The following is a 19,957-nucleotide window of genomic DNA, read 5'->3' on the forward strand; positions in this document are numbered from 1 at the left end:
CCCGGGGTGGGGTGCCCCCTCCCCCGCCCCCCCCCCCCCCCGGCCGGGTGGGGCCCGACGCCTGCCGCGAAATCTCCACCCGGGCCCCACCCGACCTCGTTCGCCTCCGGCTCCGAGGCCACCCTCCCCTACGGGGAGGGAGGACGCGCTCCCATCCCTCCCCGCAGGGGAGGGTGGACGTTCGAGCGTAAGCGAGAACGGCCGGGTGGGGCCCGACGTTTGCCGCGAAATCTCCGCCCGGGCCCCACCCGACCTCGTTCGGCTTCGCCTCCGAGGCCACCCTCCCCTACGGGGAGGGATTCAGTCGGCCTCGGCCACGACCCGCAAGACCGCCGCGCCGTAGCGCTCGAGCTTGGCCGCACCCACACCCGTGCAGGCGGACAGAGCCGTCTCGTCGCGGGGGCGGCGGGTGGCGATGTCGATGAGGGTGCGGTCGGTGAAGACGACGTAGGCCGGCACCACCTGCTCGCGCGCGGTCTGCGAGCGCCAGGCCTTGAGCGCCTTGAGCACAGGATCGTCGGCCGAAAGCCCCGCCGCCTCGGCGGCCACGGCGGCGCGCTCGGCCCGGCGGCGCTTCGAGGGGCGCTCGAGCGTGTCGGCGCGCAAGGTCAGCGTCTCGCGTCCGCGCAGGACCGCGTCCCCGCGCTCGGTGATCGAGAGCCCGCCCGCGCCCGCGACATCCATCGAGACGAGGCCGGCCGCGTAGACCTGACGGATCAGCGAGCGCCATTGCGTCTTGGGCCGATCGCGCCCCACCCCGAAGGTCTTCAGCCCCTGGTGGCCGTGGCGCAGGACCGCCTCCGTCTCCTCGCCGACCAGCACCGACATCACGTGCGCCGCGCCGAAGCGCTGGCCCGTGCGGGCGATCGCCGAGAGGATCATCTGCGCCTCGCGGGTGGCGTCGAACAGGCTCACCCCACCCTCGCACAGATCGCAATTGCCGCAGGGCTCGGAGGTCTCGCCGAAATAGGAGAGCAGCGTCTGGCGTCGGCAGCGCGGCGCCTCGCAGAGCGCGACGAGCGCGTCGAGCCGGCGCCGCTCGACGCGTTTGACCTCGTCGGGCGCGTCGCTCTGCTCGATCTGCATGCGCCGCAGCCGGATGTCGTCCATGCCGTAGAGGGTGAGCGTGTCGGCGGGCGCGCCGTCGCGGCCCGCGCGGCCGATCTCCTGGTAATAGGCCTCGATCGTCTTCGGCAGCGCCGCATGCGCGACGAAGCGCACGTCCGGCTTGTCGATGCCCATGCCGAAGGCGACGGTGGCCGTCATCACGATGCCGTCCTCCTGGAGGAAGACGTCCTGGTTCTTCTGGCGCACGCGCTGATCGAGCCCGGCATGATAGGCAAGCGCGCGATAGCCCTTCTCCTTCAGGGCGGCCGCGAGCTTCTCGGTGCTGTCGCGCGTCGCGCAATAGACGATGCCGGTCTCCTCGCGGTGGCGGTCGAGGAAGTCGGTGAGCTGGCGCTTGGTGTTCTCCTTGGCCGCCATCGCGAGGCGGATGTTGGGGCGGTCGAAGCCGTGGACGAAGACGCGCGGGCGCTCGGGGAAGAGCTGGGCGGCGATGTCCTCGCGCGTCGCGGCGTCCGCCGTCGCGGTGAGCGCGATCGTCTGCGGCGCGCCGAGCCGCGCGCGGACCTCGCCGAGGCGGGCGTAATCGGGGCGGAAATCGTGGCCCCATTGCGAGACGCAATGCGCCTCGTCGATGGCGAGCAGCGACACGCCGCGCCGCGCGAGCCAGGAGACCGACGCCTCGCTGCCGAGCCGCTCCGGCGACACGTAGAGGAGCTTGAGCCGGCCCTCGCGCAGAGCCTCGCGCACGCGCTCGGCCTCGGTCTCGTCGTTCGCCGAATTGAGCGCGCCCGCCTCGATCTCGTTCGCCCGCAATTGCGCGACCTGGTCGCGCATCAGCGCGATGAGCGGCGAGACGACGAGCGCGAGGCCCTCGCGCATGAGGGCGGGGAGCTGGTAGCAGAGCGACTTGCCCGCGCCGGTGGGCATCACCGCGAGCACGTCCGTGCCCGCCATCACGGCTTCGACCACCTCCGCCTGGCCGGGGCGGAGCGCCGTGAAGCCGAAGACGTCCTTGAGGACGGCGAGCAGAGCGGGCGAGGTCGCAGCGCTCATCCGGCCGCGCCGCCGCCCGCGTAGAGACCTGCGTAACGCTCGCGAAGCGCCGCCTTCTGCACCTTGCCCATCGTGTTGCGGGGCAATTCCGGGAGGACGATCACGCGTTTGGGCTGCTTGAAGCGGGCGAGGCGGTCGGCCAGCGCGGCCTTCACCTGCGCCTCGTCGAGCGACGCGCCGGGCTCGAGCACGATCGCGGCCGTCACCCCCTCGCCGAGATCGGGATGGGGCACGCCGAAGACCGCGCTCTCGACCACGCCGGGCAGCGCGTCGATCTCGCTCTCGACCTCCTTGGGATAGACGTTGTAGCCGCCCGTGATGACGAGGTCCTTGCCGCGCCCGACGATGTGGACGTAGCCGCGCGGGTCGATCTTGCCGAGATCGCCGGTGACGAAGAACCCGTCCTCGCGGAACTCGGCCTTCGTCTTCTCGGGATTGCGCCAATAGCCCTTGAAGACGTTGGGCCCGCGCACCTCGATCATGCCGATCTCGTCGGTCGCGAGCCCCTCCCCCGTCTGCGGGTCGACGACGCGCAGGTCGATCCCCGGAAGCGGGAAGCCGACGGTGCCCGCGATGCGCTCGCCCTCATAGGGGTTCGAGGTGTTCATGTTGGTCTCGGTCATGCCGTAGCGCTCGAGGATCGCATGCCCGGTGCGCTCGGCGAAGGCGCGATGCGTCTCCGCGAGAAGCGGCGCCGAGCCCGACACGAAGAGCCGCATATGGGCGGTCGCCTCGCTTGTGAGGCCTTCGTGCTGGAGGAGGCGCACGTAGAAGGTCGGCACGCCCATCATCGAGGTCGCGCGCGGCATCAGGCGCAGGATCTCGTCGGCGTCGAATTTCGGCAGAAACAACATCGAGGCGCCGGAGAACAGGATCGTGTTCGTCGCGGTGAAGAGCCCGTGCGTGTGGAAGGTCGGCAGCGCGTGGATCAGCACGTCGCGCGCGGTGAAGGCCCAAGTGTCGCGCAAGGTGCGGGCGTTCGAGGCGAGGTTCTCGTGGGTGAGCATCGCCCCCTTCGAGCGCCCGGTGGTGCCCGACGTGTAGAGGATCGCCGCGAGATCGTCCGGCCCGCGCTCGGCATCGGCGAAATCGGGGGAGGCGGCGGCCGCCTTGTCCGCGAGGCTGCCCTCCCCGCGCGCGTCGAGCGTCTCGACCGCGCCCACCCCGCGCCGCGTCGCGATCTCGGCGAGGGCGGGTTTGGCGGCGGGATCGCAGACGAGGAGCGCGGGCTCGGCATCGGAGAGGAAATAATCGAGCTCCGCCGGCGTATAGGCCGTGTTGAGCGGCAGGAAGACGGCGCCCGCGCGCAGGCAGCCGAGCAGCAGGAGGATCACCTCCGGGCTCTTCTCCACCTGCACCGCGACGCGATCGCCGACCTCGACGCCGAGCGCCCGCAACGCATTCGCGAAGCGCCCCGCGTGCGCGAAGGCTTGCCGGTAGGTGATCGCCCGCCCGTCTTGCGTCTCGATCAGGACCTTGTCCGGATCGCGCGCGGCGGCTTCGATCTCTGCGTAGAGGTGGGAGGGCATCGGGCGTCTCGTCGCGCGTTCGTCTCGGCCGACAGGCGTGCAATCTCCCGCGCCCCGCGTCAAGGCGGGGATCGCCCGCTCTCCCTCCCTCCCCATAGGGGAGGGTGGACTTTCGAGCGCGAGCGAGAAAGGCCGGGTGTGGCCCGGATGGTGATCATCCTGCAAGCGTCGGGCCCCACCCGACCTGCGTCGCCTTCGGCTCGCAGGCCACCCTCCCCTACGGGGAGGGAGAGGCGCGCGAATCCCTCCCCGGAGGGGAGGGTGGACTTTCGAGCGCGAGCGAGAAAGGCCGGGTGGGGCCCGGGTGGTGATCATCCTGCGAGCGTCGGGCCCCACCCGACCCCTTCGCTTCGCTCCGAGGCCACCCTCCCCTACGGGGAGGGATTCTTCTTCCCCTCCCCTCGCGGCCCCTGTAAGCACCCGAGAATGGACCTCTCCCTCCTGTGGATCCCCGCGACCCTCGCCGCAGCCGCCGCGCAGACGGCGCGCAACGCGTTGCAGCGGGATCTGACGCAGCGGATCGGGACGATCGGCGCGACGCAGGTGCGCTTCCTCTACGGCCTGCCTTTCGCGATCCTGTTCCTCGCGATCCTCGTCGCGGCGACCGGCGAGGCGCTGCCGCGTCCGGGCGAGGGCTTTTGGCCGTTCGTCGTGGCGGGCGCGGTGGCGCAGATCGGCGCGACCGCCCTGATGCTCGCGGCGATGCGCGAGCGCGCGTTCTCGGTCGTCGTCGCCTACATGAAGACCGAGCCCGTGCAGACGGCGGTCTTCGCCATCGCGGTCCTCGGCGATCCGCTGACGGCGGCGAGTATGGTCGCGATCGCGGTCGCGACGGCGGGCGTGATCGTCGTCTCGCACAAGCCGGGCTCGCTCACCGGCGGGGGCCTGCGGCCGGTCCTGATGGGCATCGGCGCGGGGGCTCTGTTCGGCCTGTCGGCGACCGCCTTCCGCGGCGCGATCCTCGCCTTCGAGGACGGCTCGTTCCCGATGCGGGCGACCGCCGCCCTCGTCGTGGCGCTCGCGGTGCAGACCGCGATCCTCCTCGTCTATCTCACTTTGTTCGACCGGCGCGCGCTGACGGCATCCTTCCGGGAATGGCGCGCCTCCGCCGGGGCGGGGTTTCTCGGCGCGCTCGCCTCGCAATTCTGGTTCATCGGCTTCGCGTTGACCAGCGCCGCGAACGTGCGCACGCTCGCCCTCGTCGAGGTGGTGATGGCGCAGGTCGTCTCGCGGCGGCTCTTCGCGCAGAGCGTCAGCGGCAAGGAGATCCTCGGGATGGCGTTGATCGTCGCGGGCGTCGGCGGTCTCCTGTGGAGCGCCGCCTGAGCGCCCTCACGAATCCATCTTGAGCGCCGCGATGAAGGCCTCCTGCGGGATCTCGACGCGGCCGAACTGGCGCATGCGCTTCTTGCCCTCCTTCTGCTTGTCGAGGAGCTTGCGCTTGCGCGAGACGTCGCCGCCGTAGCACTTGGCGGTGACGTCCTTCCTCAGCGCCCGGATCGTCTCGCGGGCGATGATCTTCCCGCCGATCGCCGCCTGGATCGGGATCTGGAAGAGGTGCTGCGGGATGAGGTCCTTGAGCTTCTCGCACATCGCCCGGCCCCGCATCTCGGCGCGGGTGCGGTGGACGAGCATCGAGAGCGCGTCGACGGGCTCCGCATTGACGAGGATCGACATCTTCACGAGGTCGCCCTCGCGGTAATCGGTGATCTGGTAGTCGAACGAGGCGTAGCCGCGGGAGATCGACTTCAGCCGATCGTAGAAGTCGAACACGACCTCGTTGAGCGGCAGGTCGTAGACCACCATCGCCCGCTTGCCGACGTAATTGAGGTCGATCTGCACGCCGCGCCGATCCTGGCAGAGCTTGAGCACGGCGCCGAGATGGTCGTCGGGCGTGAGGATGGTGGCGCGGATCCAGGGCTCGGAGATCGTCTCGATCTTCATCACGTCCGGCATGTCGGCCGGGTTGTGCAGCTCGACCTCCTCGCCGTCGCGCAGGGTGAGCTTGTAGACGACCGACGGGGCGGTGGAGATGAGGTCGAGGTTGAACTCGCGCTCGAGGCGCTCCTGGATGATCTCGAGATGGAGGAGCCCGAGGAAGCCGCAGCGGAAGCCGAAGCCGAGCGCGGCCGAGCTCTCCATCTCGTAGGAGAAGCTCGCATCGTTGAGGCGCAGCCTCCCCATCGCCGCGCGCAAATCCTCGAATTGCGCGGCGTCGACGGGGAAGAGCCCGCAGAACACCACCGGCTGCGCGGGCTTGAAGCCCGGCAGCGCCTCGGCCGTCGGGCGCTTCACCTCGGTGATGGTGTCGCCGACGCGGGTGTCCGCGACCTCCTTGATCGAGGCGGTGATGAAGCCGACCTCGCCGGGGCCGAGCTCCTCGCGCTTCTCCATCTTCGGCCGGAAGACGCCGATCGTGTCGATTTCGTATTGCGCGCCGGTGCCCATCATGGTGATGGCCTGCCCCTTGCGCATCACGCCGTCCATCACGCGCACGAGCACGATGACGCCGAGATAGGAATCGTACCAGCTGTCGACGAGCATCGCCTTGAGCGGCGCCTCGCGGTCGCCCTTGGGCGGGGGGAGCCGCGCGACGATGGCTTCGAGCACGAGATCGATGTTGAGCCCGGTCTTGGCCGAGATCGGCACGGCCTGCGACGCGTCGAGACCGATCACGTCCTCGATCTGCTCCTTGATCCGGTCCGGCTCGGCGGCGGGGAGGTCGATCTTGTTGAGGACGGGGACGATCTCGTGGTCGGCGTCGAGCGCCTGGTAGACGTTGGCGAGCGTCTGCGCCTCGACGCCCTGGGAGGCGTCCACGACGAGGAGCGAGCCCTCGCAGGCCTTGAGGGAGCGCGAGACCTCGTAGGCGAAATCGACGTGGCCGGGCGTGTCCATCAGGTTGAGGATGTAGGTCTTCCCGTCCTTGGCCTGATATTCGAGCCGGACGGTCTGCGCCTTGATGGTGATGCCGCGCTCGCGCTCGATCTCCATGTTGTCGAGCATCTGCTCCTGCATGTCCCGATCGGCGACGGTGCCGGTCGCCTGGATCAGGCGGTCGGCGAGCGTCGACTTGCCGTGGTCGATATGCGCCACGATCGAGAAATTGCGGATGTTGTCGATGGTCCTGGCGCTCATGCGGATCTTGCGCTCGTGTCTGGCGCGGGGCCGCCGCGCTGAAAGTCGTGTCGTTTCGCTGAGCGGGAGATAGCAGCCGCGCCCGCTTTCGCCAAGGGGACGGGGGGACGCGGGCGCGACCGCTGAGGCGAAAGCCGCCGCGCCTTCATCCCGCCGTCGTGGCATCGTGCTCTCGTCCCGCACGGAGAGGGAGGCGATTCGATGGGCGCAGCGATCGAGGTGGGGATGAGCGCGGAGGTGGCGCACGGGGACGGGCGCGACCTCGCCGACGAGCTCGACCGGCTGGAGGCGCTCGGCTGCGATCTCGCCGAGATCCCGCTCATCGCGCTGTGCGTGATCGCGGGAGGCCGCATCCTGCCGGGGCCGACGAGCCGGCTCGTCGCCGCCTGCGCCGGCAGGCCGCTCGCCTACAGCGTCCACGCCGCGATCGGGCTCAATTTCATGGGCGAACCGGAGCATCTGCGGCTCCAATTCGACGTGGCGGTGGCCTCCTTCGACGTCGCCGCACGCATCGGCGCGCGCCACGTCGTCATGCATACCGGCTTCTGCCGGGCGGATGCGCCCGACATCGAGGACCGCTACGCCCGCCAGCGCGAATGGCTCGCCCGGCTCGGCCTCGAGGCGCAGGCGCGCGACTGCACGATCTGCGTGGAGAACATCTTCCCCTTCGAGCCCGACCACCACACCGCCTCGCCGTCCCGCCTCGCCCGCGAGATCGCCGCGATCGGCCACGAGCACGTGCGCGCGACGCTCGATGTCAGCCACGGCTTCCTGCATGCCGGCGCCTGCGGCGGGGATCCGCTCGCGGAGGCGCTCGCGCTCGCGCGGGTGTCCCGCCACGTCCATCTCCACGACAGCTTCGGGCGGCCGGGAGGAGACGTTCTGGGCCTATTCGCAGGCGGAGCGCGTCGCGTTCGGCCTGGGCGATCTCCACCTCCCGCTCGGCTGGGGGGCGATCCCCTTCGACGCTCTGATGCGCGAGGCGCGCTTCGAGCCAGGGACGGCGTTCGTGATCGAGCTGCCGTCGAGCTTCCGCGAGGAGGCGGCGCAGACGCTCCAAGCGGCGCGCGCGCTGGCGTCGGCGGCTTCGCGCGCAGATTGAGAAAAGCGACTGCGAGTTTTCAACCTTCGATTAATCTTGTCGGATGAGGCGCCGTCGTGTTGCGCCGAGGCTACAGCCTCGCGCCGGCTCGATCTGCTAGCGTGAGTCTCCTTCACGACAAGGACACAACTCATCATGAAATATCTCTCACTGGCGACGGTTGCCCTCCTGAGCTCGGTCGGGCTCGCCGCGGCCGCCGATCTCCCGATGCGCGCGACGGCACCCGGCGTTCCGACCTTCGCCGCACCCGCCGCCTTCTCCTGGACCGGCTTCCACGTCGGCGGCCACGTGGGATGGGCCGGCGCCGATCTCGATCGGCGCAGCACGGTCACCGACCCGAATCAGTTCAACTTCGTCGGCCAGATCGGCAACGGGACCTACGAGCCCGACGGCTTCATCCCGGTCGTCACCCAGAACTTCCGCGGTCGCCAGAACGGCGTCGTCGGCGGCATCCATGCCGGCTACACGCACCAATTCGGCGCCTTCGTGCTCGGCGGCGAGGTGGACGCGTCCTTCCTGCAGGGCTCGGCCACGGGCCGGGTGGATCGGCGGGTTCTGACCGACTTCTTCAATCCGGGCGGCGGCGGTCTCCAGATCGCCGAGACGCCCATCCGCCACGAGGTGCGCGCATCGCTCGATTGGCTCGGGACCGCTCGCATCCGCGCGGGCTTCGCGCTCGACCGCGTCCTCGTCTACGCGACCGGCGGCGTCGCCTTCGGGCAAGCGAACCTGCGCGTCTCGACCGGCTACGAGACGCCGTTCGGCGGCAGCGAGAGCCTCGACGTCCGCTCGAGCGGGACACGCTTCGGCTATGCGATCGGCGGCGGCATCGAGTTCGCGGCGACCGACAACATCCTCTTGCGCGCGGAATACCTGCGCTACGATCTCGGCAGCCGGACGGTGCAAGGGCGCCTGCCGATTGGACCGGTCGGCTACCGCGCGCAGTTCCGCGGGGACATCGTCCGCGCGGGCATCGGCTACAAGTTCTGAAATCCTCGGCATCGCGGCGGGCGCGGTGCCCGCCTCCAAATAAAAGAGGCCCGGGCATTCGCCCGGGCCTCCGCGTGACGAGCGTCTGCGACGCGCGCGATCAGATCTCGAAGAAGCGCTTGCGCGCCTGCACGAAGAGCGTGTCGTTGCCGTCGGTGCGCTCGCGGACGATGCGCAGGCTCTCGACGTAGTTCTCGGCCACGCGCTTGGTGAGCGGGTCGTCCGACGCGAGCAGCTCCTCGAGGAGCTGCTTGGAGGCGTCGGCGCCGGCCTCGAGGATCTCGTCCGGGAACGTGCGGATCGTGACGCCGTGCTGGTTGATCAGCGTCTGCAGCGCGCGCGGATCGTTCGCCGCGAAGTCCGACGCGACCTGGTCGTACTCGGCCTGGCAGATGTCGCGCACGAGCGCCTGCAGATCGGCCGGGAGCGCCTGGTACTTCGCCTTGTCGACGACGAGCTCGGTCGCGAGGCCCGGCTCCGTGAACGAGGGGAAGTAGTAGTTCTTCGCGATCTGGTGGAAGCCGAGCGCGAGATCGTTGAAGGGGCCGACGAACTCGGCCGCGTCGAGCGTGCCCGACTGGAGCGCCGGGAAGATCTCGCCCGCGGGCATGTTGACGACCGAGGCGCCGAGCATCTCCCAGACCCGGCCGCCGAGGCCCGGCGTGCGGAAGCGCAGGCCCTGGATGTCGGACAGGCCGGTCAGCTCGGTGCGGAACCAGCCGCCCGCCTGGGTGCCGGTGTCGCCCGAGAGGAAGCCCTGCACGCCGAAACCGTCGTAGATCTCGTCCCAGAGCTCCTGGCCGCCCATGTAGCGGACCCAGGCGGTCAGCTCGCGCGAGGTCATGCCGTAGGGAACGCCGGTGAAGAAGGCGAGACCGCGGCTCTTGTTGAGCCAGTAATAGGCCGCGCCGTGGGCCATCTCGGCGGTGCCGTCGATGACCGCGTCGAGCGATTGCAGCGCCGGGACGAGCTCGCCCGCGGAGAAGACCTGCACCGTCAGCCGGCCGCCGGAGGCCGCGGTGATGCGGTCCGCCAGACGCTGGGCGCCGACGCCGAGGCCAGGGAAGTTGCGCGGCCAGGTCGTGACCATGCGCCAGGTGATGTTGCCCTGCGCGATCGCCGGTGCGGCGAGCGTGCTCGCGGCGGCGGCTACGCCGCCGACGGCGGCACCCTTGAGAAACTGACGACGTTCCATTCTCGTTATCCCTCCACGATTATCGGGACGCTTCTCGGCGACCTTCGCCTTGCGACCTCTCGCGATGCGGCGGCGTTTCCTCGTTTGTCCGCGATCGAACGGCGCCTCGCCCGCGCTCCTCCCCCGAAAGAGGGGCGAATTGCGCGATAGCCGCAGGCCGGCGCACCATAGGCAAAGCGCATGCGGATTACAACACAGTGGTATTGATAAAAATGCCGCGATCCTCGCGAGGTAAACGGGTTGCGAAAGACGCCGGGAGAAGGCGCCGCACGCGCCCCCTCCGCCCTCAGGCGTCGCGCTCCCGATCGGCGTCGGATCCGGCGCCGCGCCGGGGGAAGACGAAGGGCAGCGAGAAGCCGATTCCGAGGAAGCGGACCATGTGGTGGACGCCCACATAGAGCGGATCGAGCCCCATCACGAGCGCGAGCACGATCATCGCCTCGAGCCCCCCCGGCGCGAAGGCGACGAGGGCATCCGCCGGGGGCGCGCCGGCGACGGCGACCGCGAGGAGCGCGAACGAGGCCGCCACCGCCATCCCGACGACGAAGGCGGCGAGCGCCGCCGACAGGAGCTTGCGCAGGGAGGCGAGATCGAGCGTGTTGAAGCGCTGGGCGATGAAGACGCCGATCAGCACGAAGCCGAGCGTCGCGACCTCGTCCGGCAGCCGCCCCTCGATCGTGCCGGAGGCGAAGAGGACGCCGCTCGCGGCGGTCGCCCCGAGGAGGAGCGCGGCCGCCACCCCGATCCGGTCGAAGAGCGCGCCCGCGACGAGGCCGCTCGCGAGGAGCGCCCCGAGCGCGAGGGGCGAGATCGGCTCCGGGCCGGTGCCGAAGCGCGCGCCGCCGGGCTCGCCGGCGAGCGCCACGAGGAACGGCAGGACGATGAGGAGGAAGAGGAGCCGCATCGATTGGACGATGCCGATGCCGGCGACGTCCGCGCGCCGCTCGGCCGCGATCGTCATCACCGCGGTCAGCGCGCCCGGCACCGTCGCGAGGATCGCGTCGTCGCGACGCCAGCCGAAGCCTCGCATCAGCACGAGCGAGGAGGCGAGCGTCGTCGCGACCACCGCGGCGATGAGAAAGGCGAGGCTCGCCGGATAGAGCCCGATCGCGGCGAGCGTCTGCGGCGTCATGCCGGCGCCCATCACGATCCCCGAAATCAGCATCGCCGCTTCGGCGAGGGGGCGCGGCATGACGACGCCGAGTCCGAGCCGCCCCCACAGGATCACGGCCACCACCGCGCCCGAGAGCCACGAGGCCGGGATGCCCAGGGCGTCGAACGCCGCCCCGCCCGCATAGGCGACGGCGATCTGGACGATCTGGGCGACCGGCGAGCGGCGATAGGCTTCGAGCGGGAAACGGAGCACGGCTCGTTCGGCGACCTTTCTCGCATGCCTTGCGATCGATCAATGTCCGCCCCCCGCGAGCCTGCCAATGTGCGTCTCGACGGGGCGCTGTTCCTGGCGGTTACCGTCACGGACGCCCGGCGCAATCTCGGGGGAGTTGCGTCGGGCGTCTTCGTTTTCGAAGGAAGGATCTCCGTCTGCGAACGGGGATCTCGGCCGCCCGTCCTCTTTTCCATCGGGACGCGGCGAAAGAAAAGGCCGCTTCTCGCGAAGCGGCCTTGGCAGTTGGGGACGGGGTACGGCCCGCGTCCCTCGGGAGGAACCTCGGATGGACGCGGCGCCGCACGTGCGCCGGTCCGAACAAGGAGCGTTTCGGGCGGTCCTCGCGCGGGAGAGCGGCGCGCGGGGGAGTTCGGACCGCCCGAAGACCGACGACACGGCGCCCGGAGCCGGCGCCCGATCGGAAGCAGTACGCGATGGTGTAAGACGCGACGCTGGCGCGGGGCTTGTCTCGAGGGACCGCGCGGCGCGGAACCCTCAATGCGAGCCGGTCAGGCGGCAGAGCCGGCAGACGCTGGCGATCTGCACGTTGTCCTGACGGTCGTAGGCGATCACGCCCGAGCGGCGCAGCGCCGAGAAGGCGCGGCTGACGGTCTCGATGGTGAGGCCGAGATAATCGGCGATCTCCTGGCGGGTCATCGCCAGATCGACGCGGGTCTCGCTCTCGGTCTTCGAGGGGCCGGCGCAGGCATAGCCGCCGCGGCCGGGCACGAGGCGCATGATGAAGGTCGCGACCCGCTCCTGCGCCGACTTGCGGCCGAGGAGGAGGGCATGATCGTGCAGAGCGCACATCTGGGCGCGCAAGCGGGCGAAGAGGCGGTCGCGCAGGGTCGCGTCGGTGTCGATCGAGCGCTTGTCGTAGACGGCGACCCGCACCTCGGTGAGCGCCTCGGCGGCGACGTCCGAGACGGCGGTCGGCGCGAGCCCGAACACGTCGCCGACGCCGAGCACCTCGATGATCTGGCGGCGCCCGTCGGGCAGGAGCTTGAAGAGGATCACGCCGCCTTCGAGCACCTCGTAGACGCTCGAGGCCGCATCGCCCTCGTCGAGGATCAGCGCGCGGTGATGATACGAGAAGACCTTGCCCTTGTCGGGGCGATCCGCGCCTCCGCAACCGCCGTCGAAGCGCAGGCTCCAGCCGGAATCGAACTTGGCGTTGCTGAATTCGGAGCGGAAATGACGCGCATCCATGACATGGTCCTTGGAGGATGATGTCCGGGGGATCGGACTGTGCTGATCCGAGGATTTACGCCGAGCGCCCGAACCACGCATCGGGACTTGCCCTTAAGCACGATGCCGTGAGGGGAACGCCGGAGCGCGCCCGCGGCGCCGCTGCGTCAGCCGGACCGCGCGCGAATCCTCGGAGTTTGAAAATCTTTCGTTGCGGTGTCATCCCGGACGCCGAAGGCGATCCGGGACCCATATCCACGACGTCTCAGTCGCAGCCGGTAGGCTGCGTTTCTCAAACGAAAGCTGCGCAAAGGTCGAGCAGCGAGCGCGGCATGCGCGCTCGGGCTCGTCGTCGAGGTTATGGGTCCCGGGTCCGCTTCGCGGCCCGGGATGACAACCTTCGAAAGATTCACAGGCTCTCAGAGATGGGCGACGATCGACTCCGCCTCGAGCGGCTTGCGCAGGAGGGGCAGGCCCGGCAGATCCTCGAGCATCTTCTCGATGTCCACGATGGAACGCCCGGAGATCGCGACGACGCGCGGGGGCGCGTCGAGACGCCGCAGCCAGGCGATCACCTCCTGGCCGGGAATGCCGGGCAGGCCGAGATCGACGAACACGACGTCCGCCGACGAGGGGGGCCCGGAGCGGATCAGCGATTCGCCGTCGGCATAGGCCCGCACCGAGAATCCCAGCGACGAAACGAGCTCCGTCAACGAGTCGCGTACGGCGTAGTCGTCTTCGACGATATGGATCCTCACCGCGCGCCTCGTACCTCGAGCCGGGTCTTCACGTCTTGTCCACGGCACACGTCGTGCATGTCGGAGATGTCCCGGTCGCGATCAAGTCAGGGGTTTTCCCCTTGGTTCTACCGCGCAGGCGGCGGAGGCAGCCTCGAATATGACCTTGCGTGAGCGCGGCTTTCAACCATCGCAAAAGCACGTATGCAAGGGCATACGGTCGGGGCAGCGCGGAGCCGTGTTCGGGTAGAAGGTGCGGATCGCCCCGTCGCGCGCGACGAAGGTGGCGAGGATCTCGGCACCGCTCGGCGTCGTCATGCGATGCAGGCACGTCGCCCGCCCCCGCGGGCTCGGCGCCTGCGCCGCGAGCGCGCGGGTCGCCTCGACGAGGATCGAGAGCGCGTCGAGATCGAGCGCGACGCTTTTGGGGCAGGCCTGCTCGCGCGCGCCCGACGGCGTCAGGAAGGCGATGCCGAGGCCGTAGGTCGGCGGGCGGTCGGGAACGGCGTCGCAGGCCGCGCGCCCGCCCCAGCCGCGCTCCTGCATCTCGACGAGCCGCCCGCGGAAATGCAGCCCGCCGAGGCCGCTCTCGCCCGGCTCCCCGCAGAAGACGTGGCGAAAACCGCCTTCCGCGAACCAGAGCCCCGCGAGCGCGTCGCGGAAGCGCGCACCCTCGAGCGCCCGTCCGCTCGCCTGCGAGAGCGGGGCGGCGAGCGCCGCCTCGAGCGCCCGCGCCTCCTCGACGAACGCGTCGCGATCGAGGAGCGCGCGGAAGGCGGCGCGGTCCGGACGCGCGCCCCATTCGCCGCAGATCGCGAGGAGCGCCTCCTCGAAGGCGGTCAGGCGCGGACGCGGCAGGGCGCCCTCGCCGAAGAAGGGAGCGAATCGGCTCTCCCCCGGCGCTCTTTCGCCGGAGGTCTCCTGCGGCGCGCGATCGCACGCCGAGAGGCTCGCCGAGGCGAGCGCCGCGACGACGAGCGCGAGGGCGACGGCGATGGCGCGCGCCGGCCTCAGCGCTCGCCTTCCGTGAAGACGATGCGCACGAGGTCGGCGGTGTTGCGCGCGCCGAGCTTCTCCATGATGCGCGCGCGGTGGACCTCGATCGTCCGCGGCGAGATGCCGAGCTCGCGACCCGCCTCCTTGTTGGAGGCGCCGTGGGCGATCTGCTCGAGCACGTCGCGCTCGCGCGGGGTGAGGAGATCGGCTCCGTTGAAGCGCAGCCCGAGCTTCGAGCCGCTCTCCGCGGCCTTGCGGCGCTTGTGCACCGCCTCGCGCACGCGCCCGATCACCTCCTCGGCGTCGAAGGGTTTCTCCAGGAAATCGTGCGCGCCGGCCTTGATGGCGTTCACCGCCATCGGGATGTCGCCTTGGCCCGAGATCATGAAGACGGGCGCCTGGTAATTGTGACCCCCGAGCGCTTCGAGCACCTCGAGCCCGGAGCGGCCGGGCATGTGGACGTCGAGGAGCACGCAATCGATCTTCATGCGCTTCACCTCGGAGAGGAAGCTCTCTCCGTCCGGAAAGGCGCGCGTGCGCCAGCCTTCGAGGTCGAAGATCGTCACCAGAGAATCGCGCACGGCCGGATCGTCGTCGACCACCGCCATCTCGATCATGTCGCCGCTCATGCTACCCCCGTCGTTGCCGCCCCGCCTGCACCGCGCGCACGCCGCGAAATCCTAGCCGGATGCACGCGGCCGCGTCCACTCCTGCTCCAACCGATCCGGCGCCGGCGCGGCGATCGGCAGGCGGATCAGGAAGCGCGCGCCGCGCCCCTCGCCGCCCGGATCGACCGTGAGGTCGCCGCCATGGCTCTGCGCGATCGTGCGCGAGATCGCGAGCCCGAGCCCCATGCCCGAGCGCTTGCCCGTCTTGAAGGCCTGGAAGAGCTCGGACACCTTGTCCGCTGGGATGCCGGGCCCGTTGTCCTCGATCGCGACGACGAGATAGCGGTCCTCCGCCCCCGTCGAAACCACGATCCGCCCGCCCTTGCGCCCCTTCACCGCCTCGTAGGCGTTGCGGACGAGGTTGACGACGACCTGCTGCACCTGGACCGGATCGATCGAGATCAGCGGCAGGCCCGCCTGATAATCGCGCAGGATCGTCACGTTGCGGTCCTGGCCGATGACGGTCAGGTCGACGGCGTCGTCCACGATCGCGTTGAGCTCGACCTCCTTGCGCTCGGGCGCGCGCTTCTCGACGAGCGAGCGGATGCGCTGGATGATCGAGCCGGCGCGGTGCGCCTCCCGCCGGGCCTTCTCGAGGATCGCCTCGGCGCGCCCGTCGGCCTCCGCCGTGTGGCCGGCCTCCTTGGCGCGGGCGAATTCCCGCCCGACCGCCTGGAGGTAGAGCATGATCGCGGTGAGCGGCTGGTTCAGCTCGTGCGCCAGCGCCGAGCCCATCTCGTCGAGCGCGGAGACGCGGGCGAGGCGGATCAGGTCCGCCTGCAGCTCGTTGAGGCGGCGCTCGGCGTCCTTGCGCGAGGTGAGATCGCGCAGGATGCCGACGAATTGCCGCCCGTCCGGCGTCTCCGCCTCGCCCACCGAGAGATCGATCGGGAAGAAGGTGCCGTCGCGGTGGCGGGCGCGCACCTCGCGCCCGATGCCGATGATCTTGGCGTGGCCCGTGCGGCGATAGCTCGAGAGGTAGGCGTCGTGCGTCTGGGCGTGCTCGGGCGGCATCAGGAGCGAGACGTTGCGCCCGGCGACCTCGGCCGCCGAATAGCCGAACATGCGCTCGCAGGCCCGGTTGAAGATCATGATGCGCGCATCCTCGTCGATGACGATGATGCCGTCGACGGCGGTGTTGAGGATGCTCGCCCATCGCGCGTCGGAGACGGAGCCGAGGACGACGCGGGCGCCGTCGTCCTCCTGCGACCTGTCGTGCATGACCTCCCCCACGCTCTTCGTATATTCAATCTCGTGAAACTAACGCCGCGATCGCTCCCGATGCAAGAAGTTCCTACGCGTTTTTGCGTATTTGCACAGGCGCCGCCCCTTCGCGCTCGTTTCAGGCGCGAACCTGCACGGGCCGGCTGCGCTCGCCCTCGGCGGCGGCGGCGTTCAGGACCGGCACGAGGCGCTCCATCGCCGCGGCGAGGTCCTCGGCGCGCCGCGCGAAGCACAGCCGCAGGAATCCCGCGCCGCCCGCCCCGAAGGCCGTGCCGGGCGCGAGCCCGATTCGGGCCTCGTCGACGATGCGACGGGCGAGCGCGGGGGCGTCCGCGCCGGGGAGACCGAAGAAGGCGTAGAAGGCGCCCGGCGGCGGCACGAAGGTGAGCCCCGGCACGCGCGCGAGCGCCTGCGAGACGAGCGCGCGCCCCTCGACCGCGCGGGCGATCTGGTGGGCGACGAAGCCCTCGCCGTGATCGAGCGCCGCGACCGCCGCGCGCTGGACGAAGACGGGCGTGCCCGAGCTCGAATATTGGATCAGGTTCTCGATCGTCTGGCCGAGCTCCGGGTCCGCCTCCAGCCAGCCGATGCGCCAGCCGGTCATGGCGTAGTTCTTGGAGAGCGTCTGCACGAACAGGATCCGGTCGCCCTCCCGGCGCACGTCGTGGAAGGAGGCGGCGCGCTCGCCTTCGCGCACGCGCGCGTCGAAGACGAAGCGGTGGTAGATCTCGTCGGCGACGATCCACAGCCCCCGTGCCCGCGCGATCTCGAGAATCGCGCCGAGTTCGGCGCGCGTCGCCGTCCAGCCGGTCGGATTGGCCGGGCTGTTGAGCGCGATCGCCCGCGTGCGCGGCGTGATCGCCGCCTCGAGCTTGGCGAGATCGAGCGAGAAGCCCTCCGGTGAGGGATCCATCGGCACCTCGACCGGCGTCGCGCCGGACACGGTCAGCGCGCCGGCGAAGTTCGGCCAGGCGGGGGTCGGCACGATCACCTCCTCGCCGGCGCCCGCGACCATGCGCATCGCGATCTGCACCGCGTGCATGCCGCCGCTCGTCACGAAGAAGCGCTCGGGCGAGAGCGTGCGGCCGTAGATCGCGCTCATCCTGCGCGCGATCGCCGCGCGCAGCTCCGGCACGCCGCGCTGCCAGGTGTAGAAGGTCTCGCCCGCCGCGAGCGAGCGCGTCGCCGCCTCCGCGATGAAGGCGGGCGTGGGGAGATCGCCCTCGCCGACCCAGAGCGGAATCAGCCCCGGCACGAGCCGTCCGTAATTCACGGTGTCGACGATGCCGCTCGTCGGCGCGCGGCGGGCCTCGATACGCAGGCTCTCGATCGTGTCGTCGGTCATGTCTCTCGTCGCTCGGGTCGTCGTGCGGGGGGATGCCGGGCCGCGGAATCGAGCGGGCCGGCGCGCGCGACCATACACGCTCGCGGCGCGCGCGACTCATCAAAGATGCGCAGGCCGCTCATGAAGGACGCTGATGCGAGGCGCGCGCCGACGATGCGAGGCCCGCGCGGACGCGCGCGCGTCCGCGCGGGCGATCGCAGGCCGAACGCAGGCCGCGCGTGTTGACCGCGCAGGCGCTTTCGGCTAACTCCCGGCGCAACGTCACGCGGGCGCCGCGTGCGCGCGCTCCTTTTCGTCTCTCGCGAGGGCCCTCTCCTCGGGATCGGCGTTCGGAAGCGTCGCACGTCGCGGGCAGCGGGGCCCTTCTCGAACGGACAGATGGACGTCGCGCCCGACGGCGCGACATCGGAGTGAAGACAATGAAGATCCGCAACTCGCTCAAGGCCCTGGTCGCGCGCCACCGCGAGAACCGCATCGTGCGCCGCAAGGGCCGCGTGTACATCATCAACAAGACGCAGAAGCGCTTCAAGGCCCGCCAGGGCTGAGGCGCGCGGGCGGCTCGCGCCCCGGCCCTCGGCCGCGGCATCGCGCGCCTGCGACCATGTTCGTCTTGACGGCGCATGCGGGATCGGGGACGATTCCGCATGCGCTTTCGTCTGCCCAATCGCCTGCTCGCCACGCTCGCCGCCTCGGGTCTCGCCGCGGGCGCCGCCGTCGCGCAGGCGCCGACGGAGGCGCTCCCGCTCCTGGACGAGCCCGCGATCGTCGACGGCGAAATCGGGGGCGATGTCGGAAGCGAAATCGGCAGCGAGGCGGCCCCCTCCTCCCGCGATCCGCAGCTCGACCGGCTCTATCGCCGCCTCGCGGAGGCCGAGAACGAGAGCGAGGCGCGCGGCGTCGCGCTCCTGATCCAGCGCCGCTGGATGCGCTCGGGCTCCGACACCGCCGATCTCCTGATGCGGCGCGCGCAGGACGCGATGCGCGAGAGCGACGCGGCGCTGGCGATCGAGCTCATCGACCGCGTCATCGCCCTGGAGCCCGATTGGGCGGAGGCGTGGCACCGGCGGGCGATGGCCTTCATGGTGATGGAAGACCCGATCGCCGCCGTCGCCGACATCTACCGGACGCTGACGCTCGAGCCGCGCCACTACGCCGCGTGGACGGGGCTCGGGGGCATCTTCCTGCGCGCGGGCGACGAGGAGGGCGCGCTCGAGAGCTTCCGCCGCGCGCTCGACGCCCATCCCCACCAGCCGCGGATCCGGGCCGTGGTCGACCGCCTCGAGCGCAACGTCGACGGCATCGACCTCTGAACGCCCCCCTTCCCGCCCGCGGACCCGCCGTTCGACGAATGTCGCATGGTGGCGATGACACTTTAGAGAAATTGTAACACGACGCGGGCCATGCCGCATTGTCGGGCGCGCGCGCTTTGTCTAGTTAGCGTGCAGCGCGAAGACTTTCTTGCGGCAACGCGGCCGCGCGTGAGGAGTGAGAGCCCATGGAGACGCCAACGGCACGCGCCGCGGCACCCCGTCCCCGGCCCCTGTCGCCGCATCTTCAGATCTATCGCTGGACCTGGACGATGGCGATGTCCATCTTCCATCGCGCCACGGGCGTCGCTCTCTATGTCGGCACCCTGTTCCTGGCCTTCTGGCTGGTCTCCCTCGCGTCCGGCCCCGAGGCCTACGCCCGCGCGGGCGCCTTCTTCGGCTCGCCGATCGGCTGGCTCCTCCTGTTCGGCTATACCTGGGCGCTGATGCACCACATGCTCGGCGGCGTGCGCCATTTCGTGTGGGATTTCGGCAAGGGCTACGAGCCCGAGCAGCGCTTCCTGCTGGCCAAGCTGACGCTCGCGGGCTCGATCGGGCTCACGCTGTTCGTCTGGCTCGTCGGCCTGATCGCGCGCTGAGGGAGGCTTTGATGGCAGATTCGAACACCCGCTCGCTGCGCACCCCGATCGCCCGCGCCAAGGGGCTCGGCGCCTCCGGCTCCGGCACCGACCATTTCTGGCACCACCGCGTCTCGGCGGTATCGAATTTCCTGCTCGTGCTGCCGTTCGTCGTGATCGTCGCGATGGTCGCCGGGCGGCCCTATGCCGAGGCGGTCGCGATCGTGTCGCACCCGCTCGTCGCGATCCTGCTCGGGCTCTTCGTCGTATCGGTCACGTATCACATGGCGCACGGCCTGCGGATCGTGATCGAGGATTACGTCCACGGGAAGGGCGCGAAGATCGCCGCGCTCATCGCGAACACCTTCTTCGCGTTCCTGATCGCGGCGGCCTGCCTCTACGCGATCCTGACCGTCGGCCTGCGCGCTGCGCTCTGAGGAGACGAACGAATC

The 19,957-nt window shown here is 70.3% G+C and carries 18 protein-coding genes; 7 read left to right on the top strand and 11 right to left on the bottom strand.

Annotated elements, in window-relative coordinates; genetic code table 11:
• Positions 1-300: 300 nt before the first annotated feature.
• Both recQ and ACK4UM_RS15840 read right to left on the bottom strand, forming a co-directional pair.
• A complete protein-coding gene (gene recQ / locus ACK4UM_RS15835) occupies positions 301-2,121 on the bottom strand; it encodes a DNA helicase RecQ (RefSeq protein ID WP_409800905.1) in 1,821 nt (606 codons plus the stop codon).
• A complete protein-coding gene (locus ACK4UM_RS15840) occupies positions 2,118-3,650 on the bottom strand; it encodes a malonate--CoA ligase (protein ID WP_409800907.1) in 1,533 nt (510 codons plus the stop codon). Before ACK4UM_RS15840 ends, recQ begins: the two co-directional genes overlap by 4 nt.
• Positions 3,651-4,076: 426 nt before the next feature.
• On the opposite strand from ACK4UM_RS15840, the gene ACK4UM_RS15845 reads away from it, so the two are divergent.
• A complete protein-coding gene (locus ACK4UM_RS15845; protein WP_409800908.1) occupies positions 4,077-4,976 on the top strand; it encodes a DMT family transporter in 900 nt (299 codons plus the stop codon).
• Positions 4,977-4,982: 6 nt separating this feature from the next.
• Here ACK4UM_RS15845 and lepA read toward each other — a convergent pair whose 3' ends face one another.
• The gene (gene lepA, locus ACK4UM_RS15850; RefSeq protein WP_409800910.1) at positions 4,983-6,788 is read right to left on the bottom strand and encodes a translation elongation factor 4; all 1,806 of its coding nucleotides are present in this window, start codon (positions 6,786-6,788) and stop codon (positions 4,983-4,985) included.
• Between the two features lie 201 nt (positions 6,789-6,989).
• On the opposite strand from lepA, the gene ACK4UM_RS15855 reads away from it, so the two are divergent.
• Both ACK4UM_RS15855 and ACK4UM_RS15860 read left to right on the top strand, forming a co-directional pair.
• Positions 6,990-7,937 carry a sugar phosphate isomerase/epimerase family protein gene (locus tag ACK4UM_RS15855; protein ID WP_409800912.1) on the top strand — a complete coding sequence of 316 codons (948 nt, stop codon included), beginning with the start codon at positions 6,990-6,992 and terminating at the stop codon, positions 7,935-7,937.
• 88 nt (positions 7,938-8,025) lie between these two features.
• Positions 8,026-8,880, top strand: coding sequence for an outer membrane protein (locus ACK4UM_RS15860; protein WP_409800914.1), 855 nt, complete (start codon positions 8,026-8,028; stop codon positions 8,878-8,880).
• 100 nt (positions 8,881-8,980) lie between these two features.
• Here the strand turns inward: ACK4UM_RS15860 and ACK4UM_RS15865 are convergent, their stop codons facing one another.
• From ACK4UM_RS15865 to ACK4UM_RS15900, 8 genes are all read right to left on the bottom strand, one after another.
• Positions 8,981-10,075: a TRAP transporter substrate-binding protein gene (locus ACK4UM_RS15865; RefSeq protein WP_409800916.1), complete on the bottom strand. Its 1,095-nt coding sequence runs from the start codon at positions 10,073-10,075 to the stop codon at positions 8,981-8,983.
• A 286-nt stretch (positions 10,076-10,361) separates the two neighbouring features.
• Positions 10,362-11,441 carry an AbrB family transcriptional regulator gene (locus ACK4UM_RS15870; RefSeq protein WP_409800918.1) on the bottom strand — a complete coding sequence of 360 codons (1,080 nt, stop codon included), beginning with the start codon at positions 11,439-11,441 and terminating at the stop codon, positions 10,362-10,364.
• Positions 11,442-11,957: 516 nt separating this feature from the next.
• A complete protein-coding gene (locus ACK4UM_RS15875) occupies positions 11,958-12,671 on the bottom strand; it encodes a helix-turn-helix domain-containing protein (protein WP_409800920.1) in 714 nt (237 codons plus the stop codon).
• 398 nt (positions 12,672-13,069) lie between these two features.
• Positions 13,070-13,456 (bottom strand): response regulator, encoded by a 387-nt coding sequence (locus ACK4UM_RS15880; protein ID WP_409800922.1) that lies wholly within the window; start codon positions 13,454-13,456, stop codon positions 13,070-13,072.
• Between the two features lie 114 nt (positions 13,457-13,570).
• Complete coding sequence (locus tag ACK4UM_RS15885) at positions 13,571-14,401, bottom strand: EndoU domain-containing protein (RefSeq protein ID WP_409800976.1); 831 nt, start codon at positions 14,399-14,401, stop codon at positions 13,571-13,573.
• The gene (locus ACK4UM_RS15890; protein WP_409800924.1) at positions 14,398-15,012 is read right to left on the bottom strand and encodes a response regulator transcription factor; all 615 of its coding nucleotides are present in this window, start codon (positions 15,010-15,012) and stop codon (positions 14,398-14,400) included. Before ACK4UM_RS15890 ends, ACK4UM_RS15885 begins: the two co-directional genes overlap by 4 nt.
• A gap of 51 nt (positions 15,013-15,063) precedes the next feature.
• On the bottom strand, positions 15,064-16,272 hold the full coding sequence (locus tag ACK4UM_RS15895) for a two-component system sensor histidine kinase NtrB (RefSeq protein ID WP_409800926.1): 1,209 nt from the start codon (positions 16,270-16,272) through the stop codon (positions 15,064-15,066).
• Between the two features lie 121 nt (positions 16,273-16,393).
• Entirely contained in the window at positions 16,394-17,620 is a 1,227-nt protein-coding gene (locus tag ACK4UM_RS15900; protein ID WP_409800928.1) for a pyridoxal phosphate-dependent aminotransferase, read from the bottom strand.
• Positions 17,621-18,039: 419 nt separating this feature from the next.
• Here ACK4UM_RS15900 and ykgO point away from each other — a divergent pair, with 419 nt between their 5' ends.
• The 4 genes from ykgO (at position 18,040) to sdhD (ending at position 19,942) form a co-directional block, all read left to right on the top strand.
• The gene (ykgO, locus tag ACK4UM_RS15905; RefSeq protein WP_409800930.1) at positions 18,040-18,165 is read left to right on the top strand and encodes a type B 50S ribosomal protein L36; all 126 of its coding nucleotides are present in this window, start codon (positions 18,040-18,042) and stop codon (positions 18,163-18,165) included.
• Positions 18,166-18,264: 99 nt separating this feature from the next.
• Complete coding sequence (locus ACK4UM_RS15910; RefSeq protein WP_409800932.1) at positions 18,265-18,930, top strand: tetratricopeptide repeat protein; 666 nt, start codon at positions 18,265-18,267, stop codon at positions 18,928-18,930.
• A 185-nt stretch (positions 18,931-19,115) separates the two neighbouring features.
• The gene (sdhC, locus tag ACK4UM_RS15915; RefSeq protein ID WP_409800934.1) at positions 19,116-19,526 is read left to right on the top strand and encodes a succinate dehydrogenase, cytochrome b556 subunit; all 411 of its coding nucleotides are present in this window, start codon (positions 19,116-19,118) and stop codon (positions 19,524-19,526) included.
• Between the two features lie 11 nt (positions 19,527-19,537).
• Positions 19,538-19,942 carry a succinate dehydrogenase, hydrophobic membrane anchor protein gene (gene sdhD / locus ACK4UM_RS15920; protein WP_409800935.1) on the top strand — a complete coding sequence of 135 codons (405 nt, stop codon included), beginning with the start codon at positions 19,538-19,540 and terminating at the stop codon, positions 19,940-19,942.
• The last annotated feature ends 15 nt before the right edge of the window (positions 19,943-19,957 follow it).

This window comes from Salinarimonas sp., from assembly GCF_046292825.1.
Taxonomy (GTDB): Bacteria; Pseudomonadota; Alphaproteobacteria; order Rhizobiales; family Beijerinckiaceae; genus Salinarimonas.